Origin of the sequence: Dyadobacter fermentans DSM 18053 (genome assembly GCF_000023125.1) — a bacterium.
GTDB lineage: Bacteria > Bacteroidota > Bacteroidia > Cytophagales > Spirosomataceae > Dyadobacter > Dyadobacter fermentans.
The window spans coordinates 4,247,438-4,272,432 of sequence record NC_013037.1 but is presented as its reverse complement, the minus strand read 5'-3'; the positions used below and the strand labels follow the sequence as shown (position 1 = coordinate 4,272,432).

At 49.5% G+C, this 24,995-nt stretch carries 21 protein-coding genes and 1 tRNA gene; 20 read left to right on the top strand and 2 right to left on the bottom strand.

Annotated features, from left to right (window positions below):
* The first annotated feature begins 25 nt into the window (after window positions 1-25).
* From mscL to ftsZ, 8 genes are all read left to right on the top strand, one after another.
* Window positions 26-358, top strand: a complete 333-nt coding sequence (gene mscL / locus DFER_RS17315; protein ID WP_015812945.1) for a large-conductance mechanosensitive channel protein MscL — start codon at window positions 26-28, stop codon at window positions 356-358.
* Between the two features lie 127 nt (window positions 359-485).
* Window positions 486-1,856, top strand: a complete 1,371-nt coding sequence (gene murD, locus DFER_RS17310) for a UDP-N-acetylmuramoyl-L-alanine--D-glutamate ligase (protein WP_015812944.1) — start codon at window positions 486-488, stop codon at window positions 1,854-1,856.
* Window positions 1,857-1,933: 77 nt separating this feature from the next.
* The gene (locus DFER_RS17305; protein WP_015812943.1) at window positions 1,934-3,088 is read left to right on the top strand and encodes an FtsW/RodA/SpoVE family cell cycle protein; all 1,155 of its coding nucleotides are present in this window, start codon (window positions 1,934-1,936) and stop codon (window positions 3,086-3,088) included.
* Between the two features lies 1 nt (window position 3,089).
* Window positions 3,090-4,187: an undecaprenyldiphospho-muramoylpentapeptide beta-N-acetylglucosaminyltransferase gene (murG, locus tag DFER_RS17300; RefSeq protein WP_015812942.1), complete on the top strand. Its 1,098-nt coding sequence runs from the start codon at window positions 3,090-3,092 to the stop codon at window positions 4,185-4,187.
* Window positions 4,188-4,265: 78 nt separating this feature from the next.
* Window positions 4,266-5,609, top strand: a complete 1,344-nt coding sequence (locus DFER_RS17295; RefSeq protein WP_229206030.1) for a UDP-N-acetylmuramate--L-alanine ligase — start codon at window positions 4,266-4,268, stop codon at window positions 5,607-5,609.
* A 25-nt stretch (window positions 5,610-5,634) separates the two neighbouring features.
* Window positions 5,635-6,411, top strand: coding sequence for a cell division protein FtsQ/DivIB (locus DFER_RS17290; RefSeq protein ID WP_015812940.1), 777 nt, complete (start codon window positions 5,635-5,637; stop codon window positions 6,409-6,411).
* Window positions 6,412-6,425: 14 nt separating this feature from the next.
* Complete coding sequence (ftsA, locus tag DFER_RS17285) at window positions 6,426-7,772, top strand: cell division protein FtsA (protein ID WP_015812939.1); 1,347 nt, start codon at window positions 6,426-6,428, stop codon at window positions 7,770-7,772.
* A 35-nt stretch (window positions 7,773-7,807) separates the two neighbouring features.
* Window positions 7,808-9,253: a cell division protein FtsZ gene (ftsZ, locus tag DFER_RS17280; RefSeq protein WP_015812938.1), complete on the top strand. Its 1,446-nt coding sequence runs from the start codon at window positions 7,808-7,810 to the stop codon at window positions 9,251-9,253.
* Window positions 9,254-9,290: 37 nt separating this feature from the next.
* Here ftsZ and DFER_RS17275 read toward each other — a convergent pair whose 3' ends face one another.
* On the bottom strand, window positions 9,291-9,776 hold the full coding sequence (locus tag DFER_RS17275; RefSeq protein WP_015812937.1) for an NADPH-dependent FMN reductase: 486 nt from the start codon (window positions 9,774-9,776) through the stop codon (window positions 9,291-9,293).
* Window positions 9,777-10,085: 309 nt separating this feature from the next.
* Here DFER_RS17275 and accD point away from each other — a divergent pair, with 309 nt between their 5' ends.
* Window positions 10,086-10,928 carry an acetyl-CoA carboxylase, carboxyltransferase subunit beta gene (gene accD / locus DFER_RS17270; protein ID WP_015812936.1) on the top strand — a complete coding sequence of 281 codons (843 nt, stop codon included), beginning with the start codon at window positions 10,086-10,088 and terminating at the stop codon, window positions 10,926-10,928.
* Between the two features lie 95 nt (window positions 10,929-11,023).
* On the opposite strand, the gene DFER_RS17265 is transcribed toward accD, so the two are convergent.
* Window positions 11,024-11,503 carry a nuclear transport factor 2 family protein gene (locus tag DFER_RS17265; RefSeq protein ID WP_015812935.1) on the bottom strand — a complete coding sequence of 160 codons (480 nt, stop codon included), beginning with the start codon at window positions 11,501-11,503 and terminating at the stop codon, window positions 11,024-11,026.
* A 59-nt stretch (window positions 11,504-11,562) separates the two neighbouring features.
* Here DFER_RS17265 and smpB point away from each other — a divergent pair, with 59 nt between their 5' ends.
* From smpB to DFER_RS17210, 11 genes are all read left to right on the top strand, one after another.
* Window positions 11,563-12,021 carry an SsrA-binding protein SmpB gene (gene smpB / locus DFER_RS17260; RefSeq protein WP_015812934.1) on the top strand — a complete coding sequence of 153 codons (459 nt, stop codon included), beginning with the start codon at window positions 11,563-11,565 and terminating at the stop codon, window positions 12,019-12,021.
* Between the two features lie 147 nt (window positions 12,022-12,168).
* A complete protein-coding gene (locus DFER_RS17255; RefSeq protein WP_015812933.1) occupies window positions 12,169-12,678 on the top strand; it encodes an HNH endonuclease in 510 nt (169 codons plus the stop codon).
* A gap of 407 nt (window positions 12,679-13,085) precedes the next feature.
* Window positions 13,086-14,882: a 30S ribosomal protein S1 gene (gene rpsA / locus DFER_RS17250; RefSeq protein WP_015812932.1), complete on the top strand. Its 1,797-nt coding sequence runs from the start codon at window positions 13,086-13,088 to the stop codon at window positions 14,880-14,882.
* A gap of 87 nt (window positions 14,883-14,969) precedes the next feature.
* Window positions 14,970-15,040 (top strand) — tRNA-Cys (locus DFER_RS17245).
* A gap of 294 nt (window positions 15,041-15,334) precedes the next feature.
* A complete protein-coding gene (locus DFER_RS17240; RefSeq protein WP_015812931.1) occupies window positions 15,335-16,612 on the top strand; it encodes a c-type cytochrome in 1,278 nt (425 codons plus the stop codon).
* Between the two features lie 45 nt (window positions 16,613-16,657).
* Window positions 16,658-19,753, top strand: a complete 3,096-nt coding sequence (locus DFER_RS17235) for a TAT-variant-translocated molybdopterin oxidoreductase (RefSeq protein WP_015812930.1) — start codon at window positions 16,658-16,660, stop codon at window positions 19,751-19,753.
* A gap of 51 nt (window positions 19,754-19,804) precedes the next feature.
* Window positions 19,805-21,238, top strand: coding sequence for an NrfD/PsrC family molybdoenzyme membrane anchor subunit (gene nrfD, locus DFER_RS17230; protein WP_015812929.1), 1,434 nt, complete (start codon window positions 19,805-19,807; stop codon window positions 21,236-21,238).
* A 47-nt stretch (window positions 21,239-21,285) separates the two neighbouring features.
* Window positions 21,286-21,816, top strand: a complete 531-nt coding sequence (locus DFER_RS17225) for a DUF3341 domain-containing protein (protein WP_015812928.1) — start codon at window positions 21,286-21,288, stop codon at window positions 21,814-21,816.
* The gene (locus tag DFER_RS17220) at window positions 21,816-22,439 is read left to right on the top strand and encodes a c-type cytochrome (protein WP_015812927.1); all 624 of its coding nucleotides are present in this window, start codon (window positions 21,816-21,818) and stop codon (window positions 22,437-22,439) included. The genes DFER_RS17225 and DFER_RS17220 overlap by 1 nt, the downstream gene beginning before the upstream one ends.
* 34 nt (window positions 22,440-22,473) lie before the next feature.
* A complete protein-coding gene (locus DFER_RS17215; protein ID WP_015812926.1) occupies window positions 22,474-23,841 on the top strand; it encodes a hypothetical protein in 1,368 nt (455 codons plus the stop codon).
* 21 nt (window positions 23,842-23,862) lie between these two features.
* Window positions 23,863-24,975: a cytochrome c oxidase subunit II gene (locus DFER_RS17210; RefSeq protein ID WP_015812925.1), complete on the top strand. Its 1,113-nt coding sequence runs from the start codon at window positions 23,863-23,865 to the stop codon at window positions 24,973-24,975.
* Window positions 24,976-24,995 lie beyond the last annotated feature (20 nt).

The following is a 24,995-nucleotide window of genomic DNA, read 5'->3' as shown; positions in this document are numbered from 1 at the left end:
CCATTTCAACTAACCTCAACTTGTTATGCTTCAGGAATTCAAAACGTTTATCGCAAAGGGCAATGTGCTCGATCTTGCAGTCGGTGTGGTGATTGGTGCCGCATTCGGAAAAATCACTACCTCATTAGTGGAAGACATTATCAACCCGGTTCTCGGGCTCATTATCGGCGGCGTGGACTTTACGCAGCTTAAAATCGTATTGAAGGAAGCCGTAGGCGAAACGCCGGAAGTGGCGATCAAGTATGGTAACTTTATCCAGACCATGATCCAGTTCCTGATCATTGCATGGGTGATCTTCCTGATCGTGAAACTGGCCAACCGCCTGCGTTTGTCGGAATCATTGAAAAAAGAAGAGTAGAACTAGTTAAATGTTCATAATTGACGAAAAAGAGGCATATTTCATGTGCCTCTTTTTTTATGCATGTTATTGAGAGGGCATTCCAGAAAGTTTTCGGCAAAAGATTTACCTTCGTGGTTAAGGCAGATTGTTCAACGTTTTTAAATTGATTCTTGTGCAAAAAAAGGTGACGATTCTGGGTGGCGGAGAAAGTGGCGCAGGGGCCGCTATTCTTGCGAAATCCAAAGGTTTTGAAGTTTTTTTATCGGATAAGGGCCAATTGCATCAGAAATACGCCGACATTCTGAACAAAGAAAATATTCCCTTCGAACAAGGGCAGCATTCCGAGGAGCGCATCCTCGCAAGCGACCTCGTGGTGAAGAGCCCGGGCATTCCCGATAAAGTGCCCCTGATCGTCGCATTGAAGGAAAAAGGCATCCTGGTTATCTCCGAAATCGAGTTCGCCTCTCGCTATACCGACGCGAAACTCATCGCCATTACCGGCAGCAACGGCAAAACGACCACGACCTTACTGACTTACCACCTGCTCAAAACCGCCGGCCTGAACGTCGGCCTGGCCGGTAACATAGGCGATAGCTTCGCATGGGCCGTTGCGGAAAAGCAATTTGAATATTATGTGTTGGAAATCAGTAGTTTCCAGCTTGATAACATTATCGATTTTCACCCATACATTTCCCTGCTCCTGAACATCACCCCCGATCACCTCGATCGTTATGGTTATGATTTTCAGAATTATGTGGATTCGAAATTCAATATCATCCGCAACCAGCAGGCCAGCGATTATTTCATTTATTATAAGGAAAGCGAGGTAATCCAAAAAGAACTGGAAAAGCGCAATCCGGCGGTCGGAAGGATCGAAGTTTCGCTCGATAATGCGCTTGAAGCAGGATCTTACCTGGAAAACGGCACACTGGTTTCGAAAATCAATGGGAATGCACTCGAAATCGCATTCGCCGAGCTGCCGGTCAAGGGCCCGCACAATGCCATCAATGCATTGTCGGCGATTTCGGTAGCGCAGTTGCTAGGCATCGATCCGGAGAAGATCCGTGAAGGTTTGAAGTCGTTCACCAATGCGCCGCACCGTTTGGAACAGGTAGAAGTGATCGGCGGTGTGACTTACATCAATGATTCGAAGGCCACCAATGTGGATTCGGTGTTCTACGCGCTCGGTAGTTTCGACCAGCCGGTGATCCTTATTGCAGGCGGTGTGGATAAAGGAAACGATTATTCACAAATAGAAGCACTTGTTAAAAGTAAAGTGAAGGGGCTGATCGTTCTTGGAAAAGATCCCGTGAAACTGGAAACTTACTTTGCCGGCAAAGTGCCGCAAATATATGCGACGGACGATGTCCGGGATGCCGTTAACAAAGGGCGTGAATGGGGCGTGCCGGGCGATGTCGTGCTGCTTTCCCCAGCTTGCGCAAGTTTTGATTTGTTCAAAAACTACGAGGACCGCGGCGATCAGTTCAAAGCAGCCGTCAGAAACCTCACCCAGTAACCGCCCCTGGCAACACCTGACTAATACCTGACAATACCCGACTAACACCAGATAACCAATCTTATCCGCCAAACGATATGGATTTCCTGAATAAAACAAGGGAAGACACCCAGGCATGGTTCAGCAAAAACCTCAAAGGCGATCCCTGGATCTGGGGGATTTGCATTATCATGCTGATGTGGAGCATCGTGGTCGTGTACAGCGCCTCCGTGAAGGACGCGTACAGCCAGATGGACGGTAATACCGAATATTATCTTTACAAACACGCATTGCTATGCGTGCTGTCGCTGGCCGTGATGTACTTCGTGCACCGGGTGCCTTACATCAAATTCGTGTATGTAACACGCCTGGCGGTGTGGAGCTCCATTCTGCTGCTCATTTTCACGATGTTTTTCGGAACCTCGGTGAACGACGCGGCACGGTGGATCGAAATCCCGGTGATCGGACAGCGCTTTCAGCCTTCGGAATGGGCGAAGGTGGCGCTGGTAGCGCATTTGTCGCTGATTCTCGCTCGGCACATCAAAGGCGGCTGGAATACCCGTGAACTGTTTATGGAACCGCTCGCGCTCGTGGGCGTCGTGTGCGGGCTTATTTTCGTGAGTAATGTGTCGACGGCCGTGATGCTCGCGGGCATTTGCTTTTTGCTGATGTTCGTAGGTAAAGTTCCGCTGCATTATCTTGCATTTACGGCATTGGGCCTCGTTTTTTTCGCTACAATCGCCATTTTGCTCAACTCAACGCAACGCTCGGGCACCGCGCAGAGCCGCATTTCGACGTTTTTCGATAAAGACGTGGTCGTGTACCAATCGCAGCAATCCTACATGGCGATGGCCCGTGGCGGGCTTTACGGGGAAGGTGTTTCCAAAAGCCGCCAGCGCCGCTTCCTGCCTGAGCCGCAGAAAGACTTCATTTTCGCCGTGGCGGTGGAAGAGTACGGCACATTGGGCGGCACCGCATTGATTATCCTTTACCTCATCCTGCTATACCGCGGCCTGAAAGCGATCGAAGCCACGAAGAGGCCATTCGGCGGGCTGCTTTCGGCCGGGCTGACATTCATTGTGGTGAGCCAGGCGTTTTCGGCAATGGCCGTGACGGTGGGCCTGGTGCCGGTGACTGGGCAAACGCTCCCGTTTTTTAGTCAGGGTGGGACGTCGCTGCTATTTACGGGCATTGCGATGGGCATGATCCTCAGCGTGAGCCGGGGGGAAATCATGGAGGAAAAACGAATTTGACATGGCAAAAAGAGTAATTATAAGCGGGGGAGGCACCGGCGGGCACATTTACCCGGCCATCGCGATCGCGAATGCATTGCAGCACCGCGAGCCTGCCACCGAAATATTGTTTGTGGGTGCATTAGGCAAAATGGAAATGGAGAAGGTGCCGCGCGCCGGCTACCAGATCGTGGGACTGCCCATTGCGGGTATCAAACGAAGCCTTTCACTGGAAAACCTAACGCTGCCTTTCAAAATGTTCCGCAGCCTGATGAAGGCGAAACAAGTGATCAACGACTTCAAACCTCACGTGGCGGTGGGCGTTGGCGGTTTCGCCAGCGGGCCTTTGCTCATGATGGCCTCCATGGCCGGCATTCCCACGCTGATCCAGGAGCAGAACTCCTACGCGGGCATTACCAATAAATTTCTCGCCAAAAGAGCCGCCAGGATATGTGTTGCGTATCCGGGAATGGAAGCATTTTTTCCAAAAGAGAAAATCACAATGCTCGGCAACCCCGTGCGCAGCGATATCACCTACGTGCATTTGAAGCGCAATGCGGCATTGGAACACTTTGGTTTGAATGAGGGGTTGAAAACGCTGTTCGTGATGGGAGGCAGCCTTGGCGCGCGCTCGATTAACGAGAGCATTACCGACGGCCTGCATAAGCTGGTGGAAGCCGGGTACCAGGTGCTGTGGCAAACAGGCAAAAACGATATCGATAAGGCCAAAGCGGCCATCGAGAAGGTGGGCACCGACAGGGTGAAAGCATTCGACTTTATCTACACCATGGATTTGGCTTATGCCGTAGCCGACGTGGTGGTTTCTCGCGCGGGCGCATTGTCGGTTTCAGAACTTTGCCTTGCAGCGAAACCGGCGATTCTGGTGCCATTTCCATATGCATCGGAAGATCACCAGACCAAGAATGCGATGAACCTCGTGGACAGCAATGCGGCCATTCTCGTGAAGGACCCGGAAGCGCGCGAGAAGCTCGTGGACCAGGCACTCATGCTCCTCGACGACCCGACGCGCCAGCGCGAATTGCAGACCAACATCAACAAGCTAGCCCGGCCGAGCGCAGCCGATGACATTGCGACCGAAGTTTTAAATTTGATTCAGTAACCCAAAGAATTGCATATGATGTCGTCCTCAGTGACAAACTGGAAATATATCTATTTTGTAGGAATAGGCGGAATCGGAATGAGCGCGCTTGCCCGGTGGTTTAAAGCCAATGGGTTTGAAGTGGCCGGTTATGACAAAACCATGACCCCGCTCGTGGGCAAGCTCATCGAAGAGGGCATTCCGGTGACGCTGGAAGACGATATCTCCACAATCCCCGCGGATTTTAAAGCCGATTCCCAACAGACGCTCGTCGTGTACACGCCCGCCGTGCCGGTGCAGCACAAGCAAATGCATTATTTCCGCGACGAGAATTTCATGATCCTGAAACGCTCGCAGGTGCTCGGCATATTGACCCAAAACCTGCGGACGATCGGCGTCGCCGGTACGCATGGCAAAACGACCACTTCTTCGCTCGTAGCGCACATCCTCCGCCACGCCCATGTGAACAGCACGGCGTTTTTAGGAGGTATTACGCAAAATTACGGCACCAACCTGCTGTTGAACGAACCGACGGACAAGCTGGAAGAGGTCTTTTGCGTGGTAGAAGCCGACGAGTTCGACCGCTCATTTCTGACATTATTCCCCGAAATAGCAATCGTAACCTCCACCGACGCCGACCACCTCGACATTTACGGAAAACACGAAGCCGTGCTCGAATCCTTCCGCGATTATGTGGGGCAAATTGACGGGAACGGCGCATTGTTCCTCCGCGACGGCCTGGAAATAGCGGACAGCTGCAAGGCAAAAGTATTCACCTACTCACTGAACAGCGGCCTTTACCATTCCGAAAATATCCGCATTGAAAACGCCCGTTTCGTGTTCGACCTGGTGTATCCGGGTGGCGTGATCGGAGGCATTGCGATGAAAATACCGGGTTATCATAATATCGAAAACTCCATTGCGGCGAGTGCGGTGGCATTGTACATCGGTGTGCAGCCGACGAAGATCAGGGAGGCGCTGGAAAGCTACGGAGGCGTGAAGCGCCGTTTCGAATACCAGTTGGAGGAGAAAGGCAATGTGTATATCGACGATTACGCGCACCATCCGACGGAAATAGAGGCATTTTTATCGTCGGTGAAAGGCTTGTACCCGGGCCGGCATGTGACGGCGATCTTCCAGCCGCACCTTTTTACCCGCACGCGCGACTTTGCAGATGGTTTTGCAGAAAGTTTATCGCTTGCCGACCGTCTTTTAGTGCTCGATATTTACCCTGCGCGCGAGCTGCCGATCGGGGGGGTGGATTCGCAGATGATCCTGGACAAAGTGACGGTCGCGGATAAACAACTGGTTGCAAAAGAACAAGTTTTACAACTTTTAAAAGAATTAAATACGGATATTGTAGTCACAATCGGTGCCGGCGACATCGACACTTTGGTGGGCCCGATTCGCGATTTGCTGCAAAAGACGGTTGCGAATAATTAGTCAAAGCATTTTTAATATTACTGAGATGTTACGTAAATTTGACTATTCATGGCTTTTGTTGAAACGTAGTTTGTGGCTCATTTTGCCGATTGCCGGCATCGGCATGGCAGAAAGCAAGCTGGGACAGCAGCGCTGTACAAATCTCGTAGTATCGATTCAGGGTGATTCGGGTACACGATTCCTGAACCAAATGGATGTACAAATGCTGCTGACCGAAAACGGAGGCGACCCGCTGATTGGCGCAAGGCTCAATGATGTAGCCCTGCACGATCTGGAAAACCGCGTCAGGCGCAACAAACTGATCAAGAAATGCCAGGTTTTTCGTGACCTCAAAGGCAATATAGTAGTCGAAGTAGAGCAGGAGAAACCACTCGCGCGCTGGATTAACACTTCGGAAAATGGGGAAATGCGGAACACCTCGGGATACTATATCAACCACGAGGGCGTTTTTTTTCCTCTATCAGAAAGTTATTCAGCAAGAACGTTACTGGTTTCAGGGGCGTATTTCAACAACCCTCAAAAGCTGAGGTCCGAAAAGGGCGCTCAGGTTTTGGAGTTATTGCGTTTTCTGAACACCGACCCGTTCTGGAAAGCGCAGGTGACGCAACTAAATGTAGATAAGGATGGTGAGATAGACCTGATGACATTGCTCGGCGACCAGCGGGTTGAGCTGGGCATGGCGGAGGATTTCGAATCCAAATTCAAGAAGCTCCGTATCTTTTACGATAAGGTGCTGAGCAGCGATTGGAGTCGGTATAAAAGAATAAGTGTTAAGTTTCAAGATCAAATAGTTTGTGAATAATAATTCACCATAGCATGGCACACGATAAGATTGTAGTTGGGGTAGATATTGGAAGTACTAAAATAACCGTGGTTGCTGCGCAGGGATCGGCGAACCGTCGGAACAATATCGAGATTCTGGGCTTCAGCGAAGTCCCTGTGCCGGCAGGAGCAGTAGTAAATGGCTCTGTTGAGAACATCAAGCAGGTTGGCAGCGCCATTAAGGAAGCATTGGCGGAAGCAGGCTCACGGTCCGATCTCGACATCGGGATCGTGAATGTTAGTTTCAGCGGCACGCATGTGAAAGTAAGCTCGCAAAGCGACGGCGTGATCCGTCCTTCGGCGTCTTCGGGCGAAGAAGTGACCCAGCGGGACGTGGACCAGCTCGTAGACGATATGTACCGTGCGAAGATCGAACCGAACTTCGACGTGCTGCATGTGCTGCCGATGGATTTCACAGTGGATAATTCCACAGGCGTACGCGAGCCGGTAGGACGCACGGGTATCAAGCTGGGAGGTAACTTCCTCGTGGTTTCGGGCAACAGCCAGTCCATTTTGCGTACCAAAAAGAGCCTCGCCGATGCCGATCAGGGATTGAAATGCGACAAGCTCGTGCTGGCGCCCCTGGCGACCAGCCTTGCCGTGCTTACCGACAATGAGATGAAAGCCGGAATCGCGATGGTCGACATTGGCGACCATACCACCGACGTGATCATTTACCACGACCGCATTATCCGCCACATCGCCTCATTCCCGATCGGCGGCCGACACATTACCGCCGACCTCGAAGTAGGCTGCGGCATCCAGTTTGAGAATGCGGAGCAGTTGAAAAAAGAATACGGCGCAGCGGTTTCTGCCGACGTGCCTTTAAATGTCGAAATCCTGATCAACTACCTGGCAGGCCGTCAGCCGAAGCCGGTATTGAAAAAGAACGTAGCGCTGATCATCGAGGAGCGTTTGAAAGAAATCGCGGCGATGGTGTATGCGGAGATCATCAAGTCGGGCTTTGCAGATCGCCTTATCGGCGGGCTGGTGCTCACGGGCGGCTCGGCGAATATTCCGGATATTGAAGCATTGTTCGAAAAAATCACGGACATGTCCGTACGCGTAGGCTACCCCGAAAACCTCGAACGCACCGCCAAGGCGGATGCGGTGAGCAACTCGTCGTTCAACACGGCGATAGGCCTGGCCTGGGCAGGGCTGAAATCGGTGGACCCGCGGGTGAAATCGGTTTGCAAACCAGCTACGGCATTCAATACAGGCAGTGTGGTTCAGAAAGAGCCCGTCAAGGAAGTGAAGGAAACGCCGAAACGCAATGGAACGTTTTGGGATAGCTTTACCGGCATTATCGGAAAGAAAGACGATAGTCTTGGAGATTATTAAACAGCCAAAATCACATACTCAACCCCGGAAAGGATATGAACAAAAGCTTGTTGCACGCATTAGACCAGGACTATATAGTGAACGAAATCGTCAAAGACCAACCCAATGGAGAGGGCAGCGGTGACCCGGCTATCATCAAGGTGATCGGCGTCGGGGGAGGCGGTAGCAATGCGGTGAACTACATGTTTCAGAAGAAAATCAAAGATGTAGAATTCGCGGTTTGTAACACGGACAGACAGGCTTTGGCTAACAGTCCGGTTCCGGTGAAGATCCAGCTGGGTGCAACTTTGACGCAGGGACTAGGGGCCGGTACTGATGCGACGAAAGGAAAAGAGGCTGCGCTGGAAACCATTGAGGAAATCAAAGGTCTTTTGGGCGGGTCAACACAAATGGTATTTATCACCGCAGGTATGGGTGGTGGAACAGGTACGGGAGCCGCGCCGGTGATTGCGCAGCTGGCCAAGGAAATGGGCAAGCTGACCGTGGCCGTGGTAACAGCGCCGTACACCTGGGAGGGATTGGACAAGAAGGAGCAGGCGCTCGAAGGCATTGAGCAGCTCAAAGAATACAGCGACACCGTTCTCGTGGTTTTGAACGACAAGCTGGAAGAGCTGTACGAGGATATGACCCTGACGCAGGCATTCGCTGAGGCCGACGGCATTCTCCTTAATGCAGTGAAAAGTATTTCCGAGATCATTACCACAAACGGTAATATCAATACTGACTTTAAGGATGTGGAGAAAGTGTTGAAAAGTGCCGGCCAATCGGTAATGGGAACGTCGGAATCTACTGGCGCGGAACGTGCGCAGAAGGCGATCAAGGAAGCACTCGACTCGCCGCTGCTCAACGACCGCGATATCCGCGGCGCAAAGCGCATTCTCGTGACATTGGCAACCAGCAAGAAGAAGGAAGCCACGATGAAAGAGCAGCGTGAGATCTGGCAATATGTGCTTTCACAGGTTGGCGGCGAAGCGAGGATGTTCAAGCTCGGTACGATCACCGACGATTCACTGGACGACAAACTGCGCGTTACCATCGTAGCTGCGGGTTTTGACAGCATCGAGTCGCCGATCCCCGGCATTCAGCTCAAAGGTTTGAAAGGCAAGCAAGAAGTACATCCGGTTGCGGTGCCTGAGCCGGTGGTAGAAATCCCCGAGCCAGTGGCGGTGGAAGAGGAGGAACTGGTGCTCACCGGCGAACTCGAAGAAAATACCCCGACGGGCTCAATCGACATTGTACTCGAAAACGAACCCGTAACCCGCGGTTTCGACCCGATCAATATTTCGCTCACGGAACTGGAACCGCAGGACGAGTGGACGAACGAGGACGCATTGAAAATGGAACTGATGATCAACTCGTTCAAGGATGGTCTTGTGAAGTTTGCCGATCTCGAAGGTCCCGCCTTCCGCAGAAGCCGGGTAGAGCTCTGGAAGCGGCCAGCCATTCCGGCGCAGGAAATGGAACAGCATTGGTTGAAATGACCACAAAAAAGGGAGCTTCGGCTCCCTTTTTTAATGCTTAAAAGTGAATGATCTGGCCGGCTTGAATTTCCAGCAGTTCTTTATATAATGCATTGGAAATCACATTATCACTGTAATGGGCACGGATCTGGCCGAGCTTCACGCGCATGGCGAGCGTGTTCATGCCCAGGTAGCTGAAAACGTCGTTCAAATGGCTCAATGCGATCGTAGCGCCCTGCATGTTGGACGATAGCCCTACCAATGCGGCTTTTTTGTTGGAAAAACTGTTGGGATAAGGCAGGCCGTCGATGAACGCTTTGAGCACGCCGGGATAGGAGCCGTTGTATTCAGGTACGATGAAAACGAATTTATCGGTTTGTTCCAGCAGCGATTTCAGGTTGTTGAATGCCTCGTTCTTGCCGGTATTGGCATATAATGCGGAAACCGTGAAATCGTCAGGGAGGTTTACCAGATCCAGAATAATGCTCTCCGAGCCGAGCTGCCGGAGAATGCCCTGGTAATAATCGGCAATTTTCCGGGACATCGAATTGGGCCGGTTGGTGCCGACAATAATTACTATGGGCGAGGTTGATGGTGTCATTTGAAAACCATATGGGTCCGGCTCATCGGCCTGGACGGCTTGATGTTAGTTGTCATTAGAAACAAATAATGGATAAAATTGTTCTAATGCGGCTGTATTGAGGGGCAAAACTAACCGTCAAACCGACACGTTACCAGGCAGTTTTCAGGATACACAACAATTATTCTTATATTTGAGCCCGTTATTCATCATGAAATCTCAATAATCATCTGATAATCAGATAATTATACATAAATCAACCCGCATACAAACATGTCCTGGTTTATTCGCAAAGAAAAAGGTATCAATACACCGACTGAAATGAAGCGCGAAGCGCCGGACGGTTTGTGGTATCAATGTCCCAATTGCAAAAAAATCACTCCTACCAGGGAACATAAGCAGAATGCTTTCACCTGTCCGCATTGTAATTACCACGAAAAAGTGGGCTCGGATGTGTATTTCAACCTGCTTTTCGACGACAACGAGTTCATCGAGCTCGACGAGAACCTCGTTTCCGGCGACCCGCTCGGTTTTGTAGACACGAAGGCTTATCCCGACCGGATTAAGTCGACGATGAAGAAAACCGGCTTGAAAGATGCGGTACGCACCGGCCATGGTAAAATGAACGGCCTGGACCTCGTGATCGCCTGTATGGATTTCAGTTTCATCGGCGGATCGATGGGTTCTGTGGTGGGAGAAAAAATTGCCCGCGCGATTTCCTATTCGCTCGAAAAGAAGATTCCTTTCCTGATGATTTCGAAGTCGGGAGGAGCGCGGATGATGGAAGCAGGGTTTTCGCTGATGCAGATGGCTAAGACCTCGGCACGCCTGGCGCAATTATCCGAGGCCAAAGTACCCTATATTTCACTGCTAACCGACCCTACAACAGGCGGTGTTACAGCATCTTACGCCATGCTGGGCGACTTTAACATTTCGGAGCCTGAAGCTTTGATCGGTTTCGCCGGGCCGCGCGTGATCCGGGAAACGATTGGTAAGGACCTGCCGAAAGGCTTCCAGAGTGCAGAATTCGTACTCGAACACGGCTTTCTGGATTTCATCGTCGATCGCAAGGATTTGAAAGATAAATTGACAAGCCTGCTGAATATGCTTAAATAGGCAATAGCATTTAGCAAAGCGGCCCGTCAGGTTATCTGGCGGGCCGCTTTGCATTTAGGTTTATATGTTTTGTATTAAAATGCGGAATGCACGGCTCATGGACAGGCCTCTTTCCGACGCGTGTCGGTAATGTCGTTGATCTTCCAGCCTGCTCCGGTTTTGATGAGGTTGAATACATTGACGCCGCAATGCGAGAACTTTTCGCCGAGGTAAAACTTATACGGCGCCCAAACGACGGCCATCGGCCCGTCGATGGAAACCTTGACGTCGTAAATGCGTTCATCCCATTTGTCCTTATGCGGCGTGCCGACGGCTTTCACGAACCCATCGACCGTGCTTTTTTGCGTAACCGTGGAATCGGCCACGTTTTTGGAAATGGAAGTTAATGTGCATTGCTTCGTAAATACGCTGCGCACGGCGGTGGAATCGCCATTACGCATGCCGTCGAAGAGCTTGTCGACGACTTGCCGGGCGTCCTGCCGGGCATCCGTTTCTTCGGATGGCGGTGTGTAGGCATTTGCGGCGATTGTGCTTGTGAGTAATGCAAGTGTCAGGAAATGGCTAATACGTTTCATTGGTATAGTTTTAACAAAAACTTAATTTTGAGCCCCTTTGTAAAATTTTGGGAATCCATATGTCGGAAAAAATAGTTAAAAAAGTAGATATAAAGAACAGACGGGCCTCATTCGAATACTTCTTCCTGGAAGAGTTCACGACCGGTATGGTGCTTACAGGCACTGAAATCAAGTCGATCCGGCAGGGTAAGGTCAATTTCCAGGATGCTTACTGCCTGTTTATGGATGGCGAGCTCTTCATCCGCAGCCTGCACATCTCGCCTTATACGGAAGGCACGCATTACAACCACGAGCCGATGCGCGACCGCAAGTTGCTCATTACCAAACGTGAACGTAAGAAACTGATCGAAGGTTTGAAGGATGTAGGCCTTACGATTATACCTGTCCGGTTGTTTACCAGCGAGCGCGGCCTGGCCAAGCTGCACATTGCATTGGCAAAAGGTAAAAAGCTTTACGACAAGCGCGACAGCATCAAGGAGCGCGACGTGAAGCGCGAGAACGATCGGGCAGGCTACTGAGCAAGCGGTAGGTTTGGCATATAAAATGTGCTAATCCGGTGATCCTCGGGACTTTCTGTGCATTTGTTCCAACAATATTTGAAAAAGCCGGAGCGTTTTTTCTGGCGAAATATTCTTATATTGTGTGAATTAACTATTACAGGGCTCATGGGTAAAGTACTGGTTCTGAATCAAGATTATAGCGCACTAAGTGTTTGCACAGTTCCGAAAGCGTTTCTGCTGGTTTATATGAAAAAAGCGGAAATGCTCGCAGAGTCTCAGCAGGAGCATCTCAGGACTGTCAACGACAGGTTTCCCATGCCCGTCGTGATACGCCTGCATCGCTACATACATATACCATACAGGGGCGTAGTCATGACCAGGCAAAACCTCTTCAAGCGGGACGGCAACAGGTGCCAGTACTGCGGAACCCACGATAATCTGACGCTGGACCATGTGATGCCAAAAAGTAGGGGAGGAAAGACCACCTGGGACAATTTGGCCACCGCCTGTAAAAGATGCAACTCCCGCAAAGGAGACCATACGCCGGAAGAGGTTGACATGCCGTTAAAGCAGCGACCGTTCCGGCCTTCTTTTTTAATGTTCATCCGGGATTTTTCGGGCATGGCCGACGATGAGTGGCTGCCGTATCTTGGGTCGAAGGAACGGCACTGTTAACGTCCGTTCGGTATAGTGCCGGTTTGCGTAATGTCATTTGTTGTCAAGAATAGTCAGGAGGTTGTTAAGTACTGTCATGCCGTCAGAAATAGTCAGTGCTAGTCATTGATTGTTAAATTCTGTTGATCAGTCAGGTCAAGATAATTTCTCCTCCGATAATACTTTTCCGCAATCATATTCGACTGCCCCGAACACTTGTCTACACCTGACAATTTCCTGACCACACTCGGCCATTCTACACTCACGCCGCCGCTCAACCTCAGATCGTTAAATTAAATCGCCCAACTGTTCGGATATTGCTTTCGATTGCGTAATTTTGCGTCCTGATTTTTCAAAAATACTTGTTGAACTAATTTTCAGCCGGTTAGCCCGTCGGCTGATGTATTCAAGGGCCATTATTCCTATTTATGTCTAAGGAAAAACAAAATCAACCGCTTCCCGAATTCGATTGGGACAAAGCATCAGACAAAGGTTTCGGAACCGCTTATTCATCTGCCGACCGTACCCGTCTGGAACAAATGTATGAAACTACCCTTTCTCCGGTTTCGGAAAAAGAAGTGGTTAAAGGTGTTGTAGTAGGTATTACAGACCGCGAGGTGATCCTGAACATCGGTTTCAAATCTGATGGTATCGTTTCATCCAATGAATTCCGCGACCTGCCAGGTTTGAAAATCGGCGACGAAGTGGAAGTTTATGTAGAGAACCAGGAAGACGCACAAGGTCAGCTGGTACTTTCACGCAAAAAAGCGAAAGTTATCACTGCATGGGATAATATCCAGAAATCATTCGACGAGGATGTTGTGATCGATGCAAATGTGAAGAGAAGAACCAAAGGTGGTTTGATCGTTGATATTTTCGGCATTGAAGCATTCTTGCCAGGTTCACAGATCGATGTGAAGCCTATCCGCGATTTCGACGTTTTCGTTGGAAAGCGCATGGAAGTAAAAGTTGTGAAAATCAACTACGCGAACGATAACGTAGTAGTATCTCACAAAATCCTGATCGAAAAAGATCTTGAAGCACAACGTCAGCAGATCCTGAACAACCTTGAAAAAGGTCAGGTACTGGAAGGCGTGATCAAAAACATGACCAACTTCGGTGTGTTCATCGACTTGGGTGGTGTGGATGGTCTGTTGCACATTACTGATATCTCTTGGGGCCGTATCAACCACCCATCTGACCTCCTTTCACTGGATCAGAAACTGAACGTGGTTGTGCTCGACTTCGACGAAGAGAAAAAACGCATTTCTTTGGGTCTGAAACAACTTCAGTCACACCCATGGGATTCTCTGGACGAGTCAATCCAGGTTGGATCGAAAGTTACAGGTCGCATCGTGAACGTTGCTGACTACGGCGCTTTCTTGGAAATCAAACCAGGTGTTGAAGGTCTGATCCACGTTTCTGAAATGTCATGGTCTCAGCACCTGCGCAATCCACAGGAGTTCATGAACGTGAACGACGAGATCAGTGCGGTTGTATTGACGCTTGACCGTCAGGAGCGCAAAATGTCCCTCGGCATTAAGCAGCTTACCGAAGATCCTTGGACTCAAGGTTCATTGAAAGAGAAATATGCGATCGGTACCCGTCACAAAGGTGTTGTTCGTAACCTGACCAACTTCGGTCTCTTCATCGAGCTTGAAGAAGGTATCGACGGTCTGGTACACGTTTCTGACCTTTCATGGACTAAGAAAATCAAGCATCCTTCCGACTTCGTGAAAGTAAACGACGAGCTGGAAGTAGTTGTACTCGAACTGGACGCGGACAACCGTCGTCTTGCTTTGGGCCACAAGCAGCTTGAAGAAAACCCATGGGATACTTTCGAAAGCATTTTCGAAGTAGGTTCAGTTCACAAATCGACTATCGTTGCGAAAGGTGACAAGTTTGCCACACTCGAACTTCCTTACGGAATCGAAGGTGTTGCTTCGATCAAAAACCTGGCGAAAGAAGACGGAACATTTGCTGAGGTAGGTGAAAGCCTTGACTTCACTGTTCTTGAATTCCTGAAAGACGAGAAGAAGATCGTTCTGACTCACTCTAAAGTTAAAGGTGTTCCTGCTGAGGAAAGAAAAGAAGCAAAAGCTGCCAAAGCTCCTGCTGCTGAATCAGTGAACAAAGAAGTTGAGAAATCAACTTTCGGAGACCTTAGCGTTCTGTCTGCTTTGAAAGAGCAGTTCGAAGAGAGCGAGAAGAAAGGAAAAAAGTAAAATAAAATATGGTGCGGAAGAATTTTTTAATACTTTTGCACCCGGAATCAGCTGCCAGCCTCGTGCAGGCAGCTGATTTTTAAAAATGGTTCCGTGGCCGAGTGGCTAGGCAGAGGTCTGCAAAACCTCGTACAGCGGTTCGAATCCGCTCGGAACCTCCCCTTGAATTGTGGCCTTTTTCCCCAGGATTTCGGCACAATAAAATGCCTGAAAAATACCATTTGGAACAAGCTTTTAAGACGAGCTCCAAATGGTATTTTTTTTGCTAGTTGCCTGAAAATCAAGTGTTATGAAATTTGTAACTGGTATGAAATTTGTCAAGCAAATTAGACAAATTATAAATAAGATGGTGGGGTAAAATATCCCTTAAATACTTTTGTGGATAAAGAATCGTGAGCTAGTTTTGTCTGTTGAAGAATAATGAATAGTTGATTATGAATATACCATTCCGAATGGACGCTAAGTTTTGTTCCTTCTTTAATTACTCAAAATCCTTTGTAGCTATCCTCTTAGCTATCTTATTAAGCGTACCTACACTCGTATCTGCGCAGGATAGCACGGCGGCCGCCGGAGCTGCTGCGGCACCTGCCGGTGGTGGCGATGCTGCAAAAGGTGAATCGATCTTCAAAAACAACTGCGCCCAGTGCCACGCCCCTACCGAAGAGCGCGTGGTAGGTCCTGGTTTGAAAGGGGTTAGCTCCCGTCACGATTTCGCCTGGCTTGCAAAATGGGTACGTAACTCTCAGGCAATGGTCGCATCGGGTGATCCTTATGCGGTAAAAATTTACAACGAATATTCGAAAGCTCAAATGACGAGCTTTCCGAACCTTTCGGATGACGACATCAAGGCGATCTTCGCTTATGTAGACCAGGCGTCTGCTGCTCCTGCCGCTGCTGCGGGTGGTGCTGCTCCTGCCGGCGGTGCTGCTGCGGCTGATGCCAAAGGCGGTGCTCCTTCCGATCTGTTTGTGATTGTGCTGGTTGCATTGGTAGTAGTAATGGTACTGGTGCTCGGCGTGTTGCTGGTAATCGTATCTCTCCTGTCGAAAGCCGTTAAAGGCGGAGTCGCTGAAACGGAGGCTGCTGCCGGTGAAGGTTTCGGAGGTTTGCTGAAAAGAATCGCCGTTGATCCTGCCATCCGCTCCGCGACGCTCTGGATCTTTGTTCTCCTTGTTTTGAAGTCCACTTTGGACGGAGCGTTTAATGTAGGCGTTCAGCAAGGATACGCTCCAAAACAGCCTATTTCATTCTCTCACAAATTGCACGCAGGCGAATATAAAATCGACTGTAATTACTGCCACACCGGCGTTAACCGCGGTAAGTCGGCGCACATCCCTTCTGCTAACATCTGTATGAACTGCCACGGTGTTATCAAAAAGGAATCTCCTGAAATTCAAAAGATTTATACTTCTATCGAGAACAACCAGCCTATCGAATGGGTGCGCGTTCACAACCTGCCTGACCTGGCTTACTTCAACCACGCACAGCACGTAAATGTGGGTGGCCTGGAATGCCAGAACTGCCACGGCGAGGTGGAGAAAATGGAAGTAATACAGCAACGTTCGTCACTGACGATGGGATGGTGTATTGATTGTCACCGTAAAACTGAGGTAAATACTAAAGACAATCAGTACTACGATAAGCTGGTACAGTTGCACGCTTCCGAAAGCAAAGAGGCTTTGAAAGTAGCGGATATTGGTGGTCTGGAATGTTCTAAGTGCCACTACTAATCAAGAAATTAATACCGGATACAACTCATTGTATTGAATAGTTTTATGGAAAATACTAATAAAAGATACTGGCGGGGACTTGAAGAGCTGAGGAATGACGAAAAGTTTGTCAAAGATGCAAGTTCTGAGTTCCCAAGTGCTCCGACCGAAAGTCAGTATGAAAGCCTGGTGGATGGCGTAGGAACCCATCGTCGTGATTTCCTTAAAGTACTGGGCTTTGGAATGGCAGCCGTATCTCTCGCAGCTTGCGAAGCGCCGGTGAAAAAAGCCATCCCTTACGTAAATAAGCCGGAAGGCGAATTCCCTACTATATCTAACTGGTATGCATCCACTTACGCAGAAGGTGGAGACTACGCAAGTATTCTGGTCAAAACCCGCGAGGGCCGGCCGATTAAAATAGAAAGCAATTCCCTTTCCAAAGTTTCCTACGGTGTAAGCTCGCGCGCACACGCTTCATTGCTCGGCTTGTATGACAATGAGAAACTGAAAGGTCCTAAAAAAGGAGAAGATACCAAAGTAAGCTGGGAGGCTGTTGACAAGGAGATCGCCGATCAACTTGGAGCTATCGCAGCAAAAGGCGGCGCGATCCGCATCCTTTCTTCTACGATTCTAAGCCCGTCTACCAAGGCGGTTATTGCAGACTTCACTGCAAAATATCCAACCACTACCCACGTGGTTTACGATGCCAACTCTTCCTATGCGTTAGTAAAAGGTAACGAGTTGTCATTCGGCAAAGCCGTTATCCCTTCCTACGATTTCAGCAAAGCGAAAGTAGTAGTAGGCATCGACGGTGATTTCCTCGGAACATGGCTTGCACCGGATACATTCTCGAAGCAATTTGCCGACACACGTCGCGTGAGCAGCGAGAAAGAAGGTAACAAGGAAATGTCCCGTTTGTACCAATTCGAATCTACCCTTTCACTGACCGGTGCCAATTCGGATTACCGTACTGCGGTAAAACCTTCGCAAATCGGCCTGGTTGTAGCTGCACTATATAATAAAGTAGCGGCGAAATTGGGCGGAGCTCCTGTTGCAACACCTGCATTGAACATCGATAACCTGGACAAAGCTGCTGCGGACCTCGTGGCTGCAAAAGGACAGGCATTGGTTGTATCGGGTATCAACGATCCTTCGGTACAAGTAATAGTGAACGCGCTGAACAGCCTGCTGGGAAGCTACGGAACTACGATCAACCTGGATAAGCCTGCCAACTACCGTCAGGGTAACGACATTGCTACCAACCAACTGATCGACGAAGTTAAAGGCGGTAAAGTATCTGCATTGATTTTGTGGGGTGCCAATCCGGTTTATGATCACCCACGCGGTGCTGAACTGGCGGCTGCATTGCCACAGGTTTCATTGAGCGTATCATTCAACGATCGCGCTGATGAAACATCATCTCTTTTGAAATACATCCTTCCTGCACCGCACTACCTCGAATCATGGGGTGATGCAGAGCCTGTTGCAGGATCATACAGCTTAATCCAGCCGGCGATCAGCCTGATTTTCAGCACACGCCAGGCACAATCATCGCTTTTGAAATGGGCAGGCGCTTCGGCTGACTACCATGAATATGTAAAAGCGTACTGGAGAAAGAACATCTTCCCGCAAGCCGGAGGTGGTGACTTCGAGAAATTCTGGATTAAATCGTTGCACGACGGCGTATTCGATGTGGCTTCTACCGCTACCGGCGCAGGTGCTGCATTCTCCGGAAACCTCGCTGCTGCTGCGGCTGGCATTGCTAAAAAATACAAGGCGTCGTCATCAGGCCTGGAACTTGCGATCTTCGAGAACGTAGGTATGGGTACCGGTTTCGCTGCAAACAACCCTTGGTTGCAGGAAAACCCTGATCCGATCACGAAAGCTACCTGGGATAACCACGCAGGTCTTTCGCAAAAAACGGCTACTGAACTCGGCGTTGCGCAGGGTGATGTAGTGAAATTGGATATCAAAGGCAAATCGGTAGAGCTGCCGGTGATCATCCAGCCAGGTTTGGCACAAGGAACTGTGGCGGTAGCCGTTGGTTACGGCCGCGAAAAAGCTGGTAAGTCTGCAAACGGTGTAGGTAAAAACGTGTTCCCGCTTGCTGCATTCACCGAAGGCTTCCTGAACTTCACGCCAGGCGAAGTAACCCTGTCGAAAACAGGCGATACCCGCGAAATCGCGCAGACTCAGACGCATAACACGGTAATGAACCGTAAGTCGGTTTTGCAGGAAACTGTACTCGCTCACTTCCAGAAAGATCCGATGGCCGGACGTTTTGTTCCGAAAATCCAGACTTCGGATGGCGAGGTTGACGCAACAGACCTGTCATTGTGGAATGGTCACAAATACAAGAACCACTCGTGGGGTATGGTGATCGACCTGAACACCTGCTTCGGTTGCGGATCTTGCGTGATCAGCTGCCAGAACGAAAACAACATCCCTGTTGTAGGTCGTCAGGAAATCATCAATGCACGCGAAATGCACTGGCTGCGTATCGACCGCTATTACAGCAGCGACGCGGATGTGGAAGATCTTCGCGGATTGGAAATTGCTTCTGAGAATCCGGAAGTTACGTTCCAGCCAATGCTTTGCCAGCATTGTAACAATGCCCCTTGCGAAACGGTATGTCCGGTATTGGCAACCACCCACAGCTCTGAGGGCTTGAACCAAATGACTTACAACCGTTGTGTAGGTACGAGATATTGTGCAAATAACTGCCCATACAAAGTACGTCGCTTCAACTGGTTCAAATATTTTGATAACGACAACTACGATTACAACTTCAACAATGACCTCGGTAAAATGGTCATTAACCCGGATGTAACAGTACGTTCAAGAGGGGTTATCGAGAAATGCTCAATGTGCGTTCACAGAATCCAGGAGGCTAAGCTGACTGCGAAGAAAGAAAGAAGACGCATCGTTGACGGTGAAGTGAATGTAGCTTGTGCATCGTCCTGCCCAACAGACGCGATCACATTCGGCGACATGAACGATCCGGAAAGCCGCATCTCGAAATTGCTTGAAGTGGAGAGAGAAGGACGTGCATTCCACATGCTGGAAGAGATCAACGTTCGTCCGCAGATCTCTTACCTCACCAAAGTCCGTAACAAGGATGCAGCTGCGAAAGCTGAAAAGGCTGAAAAAGAGCACGCTTAATATCAGAGTTTAGAATTATTGACGATCCAATCATTATAAATAAATAGTAGTATGCATGTTACTTCACCTGTAAGAGAACCGCTGATCCAAGGTGGGAAAACGTACGCGGACGTAACGGAAGACATATGTCGTCACGTGGAGGCAGCTCCAACGAAAGAATGGAAGATCGCTTTCGGACTTTCGCTCATCGTTCTGGCATATGGGTCTGTGTGTCTGGCCTGGACCTGGTGGGAAGGCCTCGGAGTTTGGGGTTTGAATAAAACAGTAGGTTGGGCCTGGGACATCACCAACTTCGTATGGTGGGTAGGTATCGGTCACGCGGGAACGCTGATCTCCGCGATCCTCTTGCTCTTCCGCCAGAAATGGAGAACTTCCATCAACCGTGCAGCGGAAGCGATGACGATCTTCGCCGTTATTTGTGCTGCTTCATTTATTTTGATGCACATGGGTCGTCCCTGGATGGCTTACTGGGCTCTTCCATTGCCAAACGCATTCGGTTCTCTTTGGGTTAACTTCAACTCGCCGCTCGTTTGGGACGTATTCGCGATCAGTACTTACTTCTCCGTATCGTTGGTTTTCTGGTACATCGGTCTTATCCCTGACCTCGCTACCATCCGCGACCGCGCTACCAGCAAAGTTTCGAAATTCATGTACGGAACATTTGCAATGGGGTGGGACGGTTCAGCTAAGACCTGGGCACGTTACGAATACATTTCATTGATCCTCGCAGGTCTTTCTACGCCACTTGTACTTTCGGTACACACCATTGTAAGTATGGACTTTGCTACCTCGGTAATCCCGGGATGGCACACGACGATCTTCCCTCCGTACTTCGTTGCGGGTGCGATCTTCTCCGGATTCGCGATGGTACAAAACCTGATGCTCATCACACGTGTAGTTTACAAACTGGAAGACTACATCACATTGGAGCACATTGAAACGATGAACAAGGTAATCACGCTTACCGGTTCGGTAGTAGGTGTGGCTTACATTACTGAGTTCTTTATCGCATGGTACGGTGGTGTTGAATACGAATATTACGCATTCTTCAACCGTATGACCGGTCCTTACTGGTGGGCATACTGGGCTATGATGACCTGTAACGTAATCTCTCCACAGCTTTTCTGGTCAAGAAAACTGCGTCGCAGCATCTCGTTTACATTCTTCATCTCTGTGATTGTAAACATCGGTATGTGGTTCGAGCGTTTCGTAATTATCGTAACCTCTCTGCACCGTGACTATATCCCGTCAAGCTGGACAATGTTCTCGCCTACACGGTACGACATCGGGGACTACATTTTCTCCTTCGGTTTGTTCTTCACATTGTTCCTCCTGTTCTCGAAATACCTGCCGGTAGTGAACATGGCAGAAGTAAAAGCGGTATTGCGCTCGACATCTGCGCAGCTGCCTGCCAAGATCGCCGGAGTAGCGAAAGTAAGACAGCGCGGAACTGCTGAACCCGCTTACAACAAGGATCAGGAATAAAAGCATTGCGTAATAGCGAATTGTAGAGATTATAATTAAGTAATAGTATGGCAGAATTATCTGGTAAATATTTGGTCGGAGTTTACGACGATGACGATACTGTTCTTCACGCGGTTCCCAAGTTGAGAAAGGCCGGTGTGAAAATCAAAGAAGTATATTCTCCATTCCCTATCCACGGGTTGGACGAAGCGCTGGGGCACCCAAGAACGCGTATTGGTATCGCTGCCTTTATGTTCGGTGTAACAGGATGCTGCGCCGTGCTGACCCTGATGATCTGGACAATGGGATATGACTGGCCGATGATCATCGGTGGTAAAGATCCGATCTCGATCCCCAACTATATCCCCATTACATTCGAAGGAACGGTACTCTTCACCGCATTCGGTATGGTGACCACCTTCCTGATTTCGAACGGACTCGGACCCGGTTCACATTTCCACCCGAGATTTGACGTACGGGCCACGGATAACAAGTTTATCATGGCGATCGACATGAGCAGAAACTCAATGAGCGAAGAAGAGATATCGAGAGCGCTGAAAGACAGCGGCGCAGAAGAAGTCAACATTAAGCAATTCTAATGGAGTTTAAAGCAATGAAATTCAAGAGTTTATATAAATATCTATTGGTTGCTGCCGTATTGCTTACTGCTGCTGCTGGTTGTAAAAAGGATCCTAACAATCCCGGGAAGGAATATGCTCCGAACATGTATCTGCCCGTAGGTTACGAACCGTACAAACAGGAAAAAGCCAACCCGATCAACCCGCAGGGATTAACCATGCGCTTGCCGGTAGCAGGTACGGTTGCGAGACGTAACTACACCACAAGCTTCGGTCAGTCGGATTCAGCGGTTGTTGACCTGATGGTGTACAACATCCCTGCCGACAGCATCGAGATCGCCGAGAAGGTTTTGAAAAACCCCGTTCCTTTGAACGAGAAAACTATGGCGGAAGGAAAGGTATTGTACGACAGATACTGCCAGCATTGCCATGGCGCATCAGGTGCCGGCGATGGAAAAGTGGCGGCGATGTACAAAGGGGTACCTAACTACGCGAGCGATGCTTACAAGAATATGAATGAGGGCCATATTTTCCATGTTATTACGCATGGTAGAGCACGTATGTGGCCTCACGGCTCCCAGATCAACCCGGAAGAGCGCTGGAAAATCGTACACTACGTACAGAAATTACAGAAAGGGGCCTAAGTACAATTTTGAAAACAGAGAAATAATTTAAATAATGGCATCAGCACATTCGATTCCTTCTATTGAAGAACGGTTTGAATTTACATCAGGAGCTAAGAAAAGTTTGCTCATTGGTGGCGGTGTAGGACTGGCTCTTGTACTATTGGGAGCATACCTCGCAGCCAATGGCGGCGGTGGCCATGAAGTGGCTGCGCACGGAGCAGAACATGCTGCGGCGGCAGGCCATGCGGCAGCCGAGCACGGAGCAGCTGCGGGACACGGCGCGGCAGAACACGGCGCGGCGGCTGGTCACCATGCCAAGAGCTGGGTTGCCCGCATCTGGGCTAACCTTTGGGTAAATGGTGTATATTTTACCGGAATGTCCGTTGTGGGGATGTTCTTCCTTTCTTATAACTACCTGGCGCAAGCCGGTTGGTCGGCGGTATTCAAAAGAGTACCTGAGGCGCTTCCTGCGTTCCTTCCTTTCACAGGTGCGGTGTTGCTCATTACATTCCTGCTGGGCGGGCACGATCTGTTCCACTGGACACATAAAGGTCTTTACGAAGTTGGCGGAGCCGAATATGACAAAATCATTGCAGGCAAGCAGGGGTATCTCAATACACCTTTCTTCCTGATCCGTCTGGTAGCGTATTTCGTGATCTGGTATCTGCTTTGGAAAAAGATCCGTACGCTTTCGTTGCAGGAAGATGAGATCGGCGGAACTGAGTTCTACGAAAAATCGATCCGTATCGGAACTGCGTTCCTGGTAGTGTTCGGTGTTACTTCTTCTACATCTGCATGGGACTTCGTGATGTCGATCGACACACACTGGTTCAGCACGATGTTCGGATGGTACACATTGGCTAGCTGGCACGTGGCTGGTCTGGCGGTGATCACCCTTACCATTGTAATGCTCCGCGAAAGAGGCTACATGAGAGCCGTAAACGCGAGCCACCTGCGCGACCTTGGCAAGTTTGTATTTGCATTCAGCATCTTCTGGACTTACGTTTGGTTCGCACAATTCCTTTTGATCTATTACGCTAACCTTCCGGAAGAAACGATCTACTTCATCGAGCGTTTCCGCGGACACGGTGGATTCTATAAGGCGCCCTTCTTCATCACATTGTTCCTGAACTTCTTCTTCCCGTTCCTCGTATTGATGACCCGCGACGCGAAGTTCACACATTCGATCCTGAAAGTAGCGTGCTGGAGTGTGATTGTCGGACACTGGTTCGATTTCTACACGAACGTTATGCCGGGTGCTGTTGGCGCTGGCGCTGAACTTGGACCTTTGGAGTGGGGCTTCTTCCTGATCTTCCTTTGTGCATTTGCATACACAATCGCAATCCAGTTGACCAAGGCTAATCTGATCCCGAGAAATCACCCGATGTTGGAGGAATCACTGCATCACGATATCGCCTAATTGCAAAACCAGTAAATCATCATGTATATTATTATCGCATTAGTTGCTCTTGTATTTATAGTCCTCACCGGGGTCGTAATATCCAGGTTGCAGGGTGTTTTGAAGAGTATCAACACGACCGATTCAGACGAAGTTGTAACAACTGGTAATAAGTTCAACGGGGCCATGTTTATCGTGGTGTTGTTGATTGGTGCTGTCGCAATTACCTGGTCATACCTGCATTCACGTGAGTACTTCCTTCCGGAAGCTTCATCCATTCACGGTAGAAGAACCGACGACCTGTTCTGGTTCTCGATGGGAATCCTGACGATTCCATTCATCATCGTTAACTTCCTGGTATTCTTCTTTTCGTGGAAATACCAGCACAAAAAGGGCCACAGAGCTACTTTCTATCCTGAAAACCACAAGCTTGAGCTGATCTGGACCATTGTTCCGGCGATCGTGATGGCATTGCTCGTGTTCACAGGTTGGAGAGCATGGTCGGACATCACTGCCGAAGCCCCACGTGATGCGGAAGTGATCGAGATCACCGGCAAGCAGTTCAACTGGATCGCCCGTTACGGTGGTGTGGATAACAACAAGCTCGGTGACTACAACTATAAACTGATCGATGCACAAAACGAAGTAGGTATCGACTTGTCGGATGAGAATTCTTTCGATGACTTTACCAACCCTTCAGAAATGCACATTCCGGTGGGCCGCCCTGTATTGTTGAAAATCCGCGCCCGCGACGTGTTGCACAGCGTGTTCATCCCGCACATGCGTGTGAAAATGGATGCGGTGCCAGGTTTGCCGACCAAATTCTGGTTCGTAGCAGACAAAACTACCGCCGATATGCGCGCCGAAACCGGTAACCCGAAATTTGACTATGAGATTGCTTGTACGGAGGTATGTGGACAAGGTCACTTTTCAATGAAAATGAGATTGATCGTAGACGACGAGGCTACATACAAGAAATGGGTTGCAGAGCAGGCTACTTTCCTGTCGACCTACCCAGAGTATCTTGCGAAAGTTCCTGAGAACCTGAAAGCGAAAGCGATGAAGTATGTGCCTGCCGAAGCAGCAACAGCTGCACCAGCAGACAGCGCAGCAACCTCAGCAGGCGGTGCCGGAGCAAGTTCTAGTCTACGATAATTCTATTAATTAAAATACAA

Bases quoted from the DNA above. Each gene is read 5' to 3' on its own strand.
- DFER_RS17220 (WP_015812927.1), top strand. From the start codon at position 21,816: ATGGAGTTTAAAGCAATGAAATTCAAGAGTTTATATAAATATCTATTG.
- DFER_RS17235 (WP_015812930.1), top strand. From the start codon at position 16,658: ATGGAAAATACTAATAAAAGATACTGGCGGGGACTTGAAGAGCTGAGG.
- mscL (WP_015812945.1), top strand. From the start codon at position 26: ATGCTTCAGGAATTCAAAACGTTTATCGCAAAGGGCAATGTGCTCGAT.
- DFER_RS17305 (WP_015812943.1), top strand. From the start codon at position 1,934: ATGGATTTCCTGAATAAAACAAGGGAAGACACCCAGGCATGGTTCAGC.
- DFER_RS17210 (WP_015812925.1), top strand. From the start codon at position 23,863: ATGTATATTATTATCGCATTAGTTGCTCTTGTATTTATAGTCCTCACC.
- DFER_RS17295 (WP_229206030.1), top strand. From the start codon at position 4,266: ATGAGCGCGCTTGCCCGGTGGTTTAAAGCCAATGGGTTTGAAGTGGCC.
- rpsA (WP_015812932.1), top strand. From the start codon at position 13,086: ATGTCTAAGGAAAAACAAAATCAACCGCTTCCCGAATTCGATTGGGAC.
- DFER_RS17255 (WP_015812933.1), top strand. From the start codon at position 12,169: ATGGGTAAAGTACTGGTTCTGAATCAAGATTATAGCGCACTAAGTGTT.
- nrfD (WP_015812929.1), top strand. From the start codon at position 19,805: ATGCATGTTACTTCACCTGTAAGAGAACCGCTGATCCAAGGTGGGAAA.
- DFER_RS17290 (WP_015812940.1), top strand. From the start codon at position 5,635: ATGTTACGTAAATTTGACTATTCATGGCTTTTGTTGAAACGTAGTTTG.
- DFER_RS17215 (WP_015812926.1), top strand. From the start codon at position 22,474: ATGGCATCAGCACATTCGATTCCTTCTATTGAAGAACGGTTTGAATTT.
- smpB (WP_015812934.1), top strand. From the start codon at position 11,563: ATGTCGGAAAAAATAGTTAAAAAAGTAGATATAAAGAACAGACGGGCC.
- DFER_RS17240 (WP_015812931.1), top strand. From the start codon at position 15,335: ATGGACGCTAAGTTTTGTTCCTTCTTTAATTACTCAAAATCCTTTGTA.
- DFER_RS17265 (WP_015812935.1), bottom strand. From the start codon at position 11,503: ATGAAACGTATTAGCCATTTCCTGACACTTGCATTACTCACAAGCACA.
- DFER_RS17225 (WP_015812928.1), top strand. From the start codon at position 21,286: ATGGCAGAATTATCTGGTAAATATTTGGTCGGAGTTTACGACGATGAC.
- DFER_RS17275 (WP_015812937.1), bottom strand. From the start codon at position 9,776: ATGTCCCGGAAAATTGCCGATTATTACCAGGGCATTCTCCGGCAGCTC.
- ftsA (WP_015812939.1), top strand. From the start codon at position 6,426: ATGGCACACGATAAGATTGTAGTTGGGGTAGATATTGGAAGTACTAAA.
- ftsZ (WP_015812938.1), top strand. From the start codon at position 7,808: ATGAACAAAAGCTTGTTGCACGCATTAGACCAGGACTATATAGTGAAC.
- murG (WP_015812942.1), top strand. From the start codon at position 3,090: ATGGCAAAAAGAGTAATTATAAGCGGGGGAGGCACCGGCGGGCACATT.
- accD (WP_015812936.1), top strand. From the start codon at position 10,086: ATGTCCTGGTTTATTCGCAAAGAAAAAGGTATCAATACACCGACTGAA.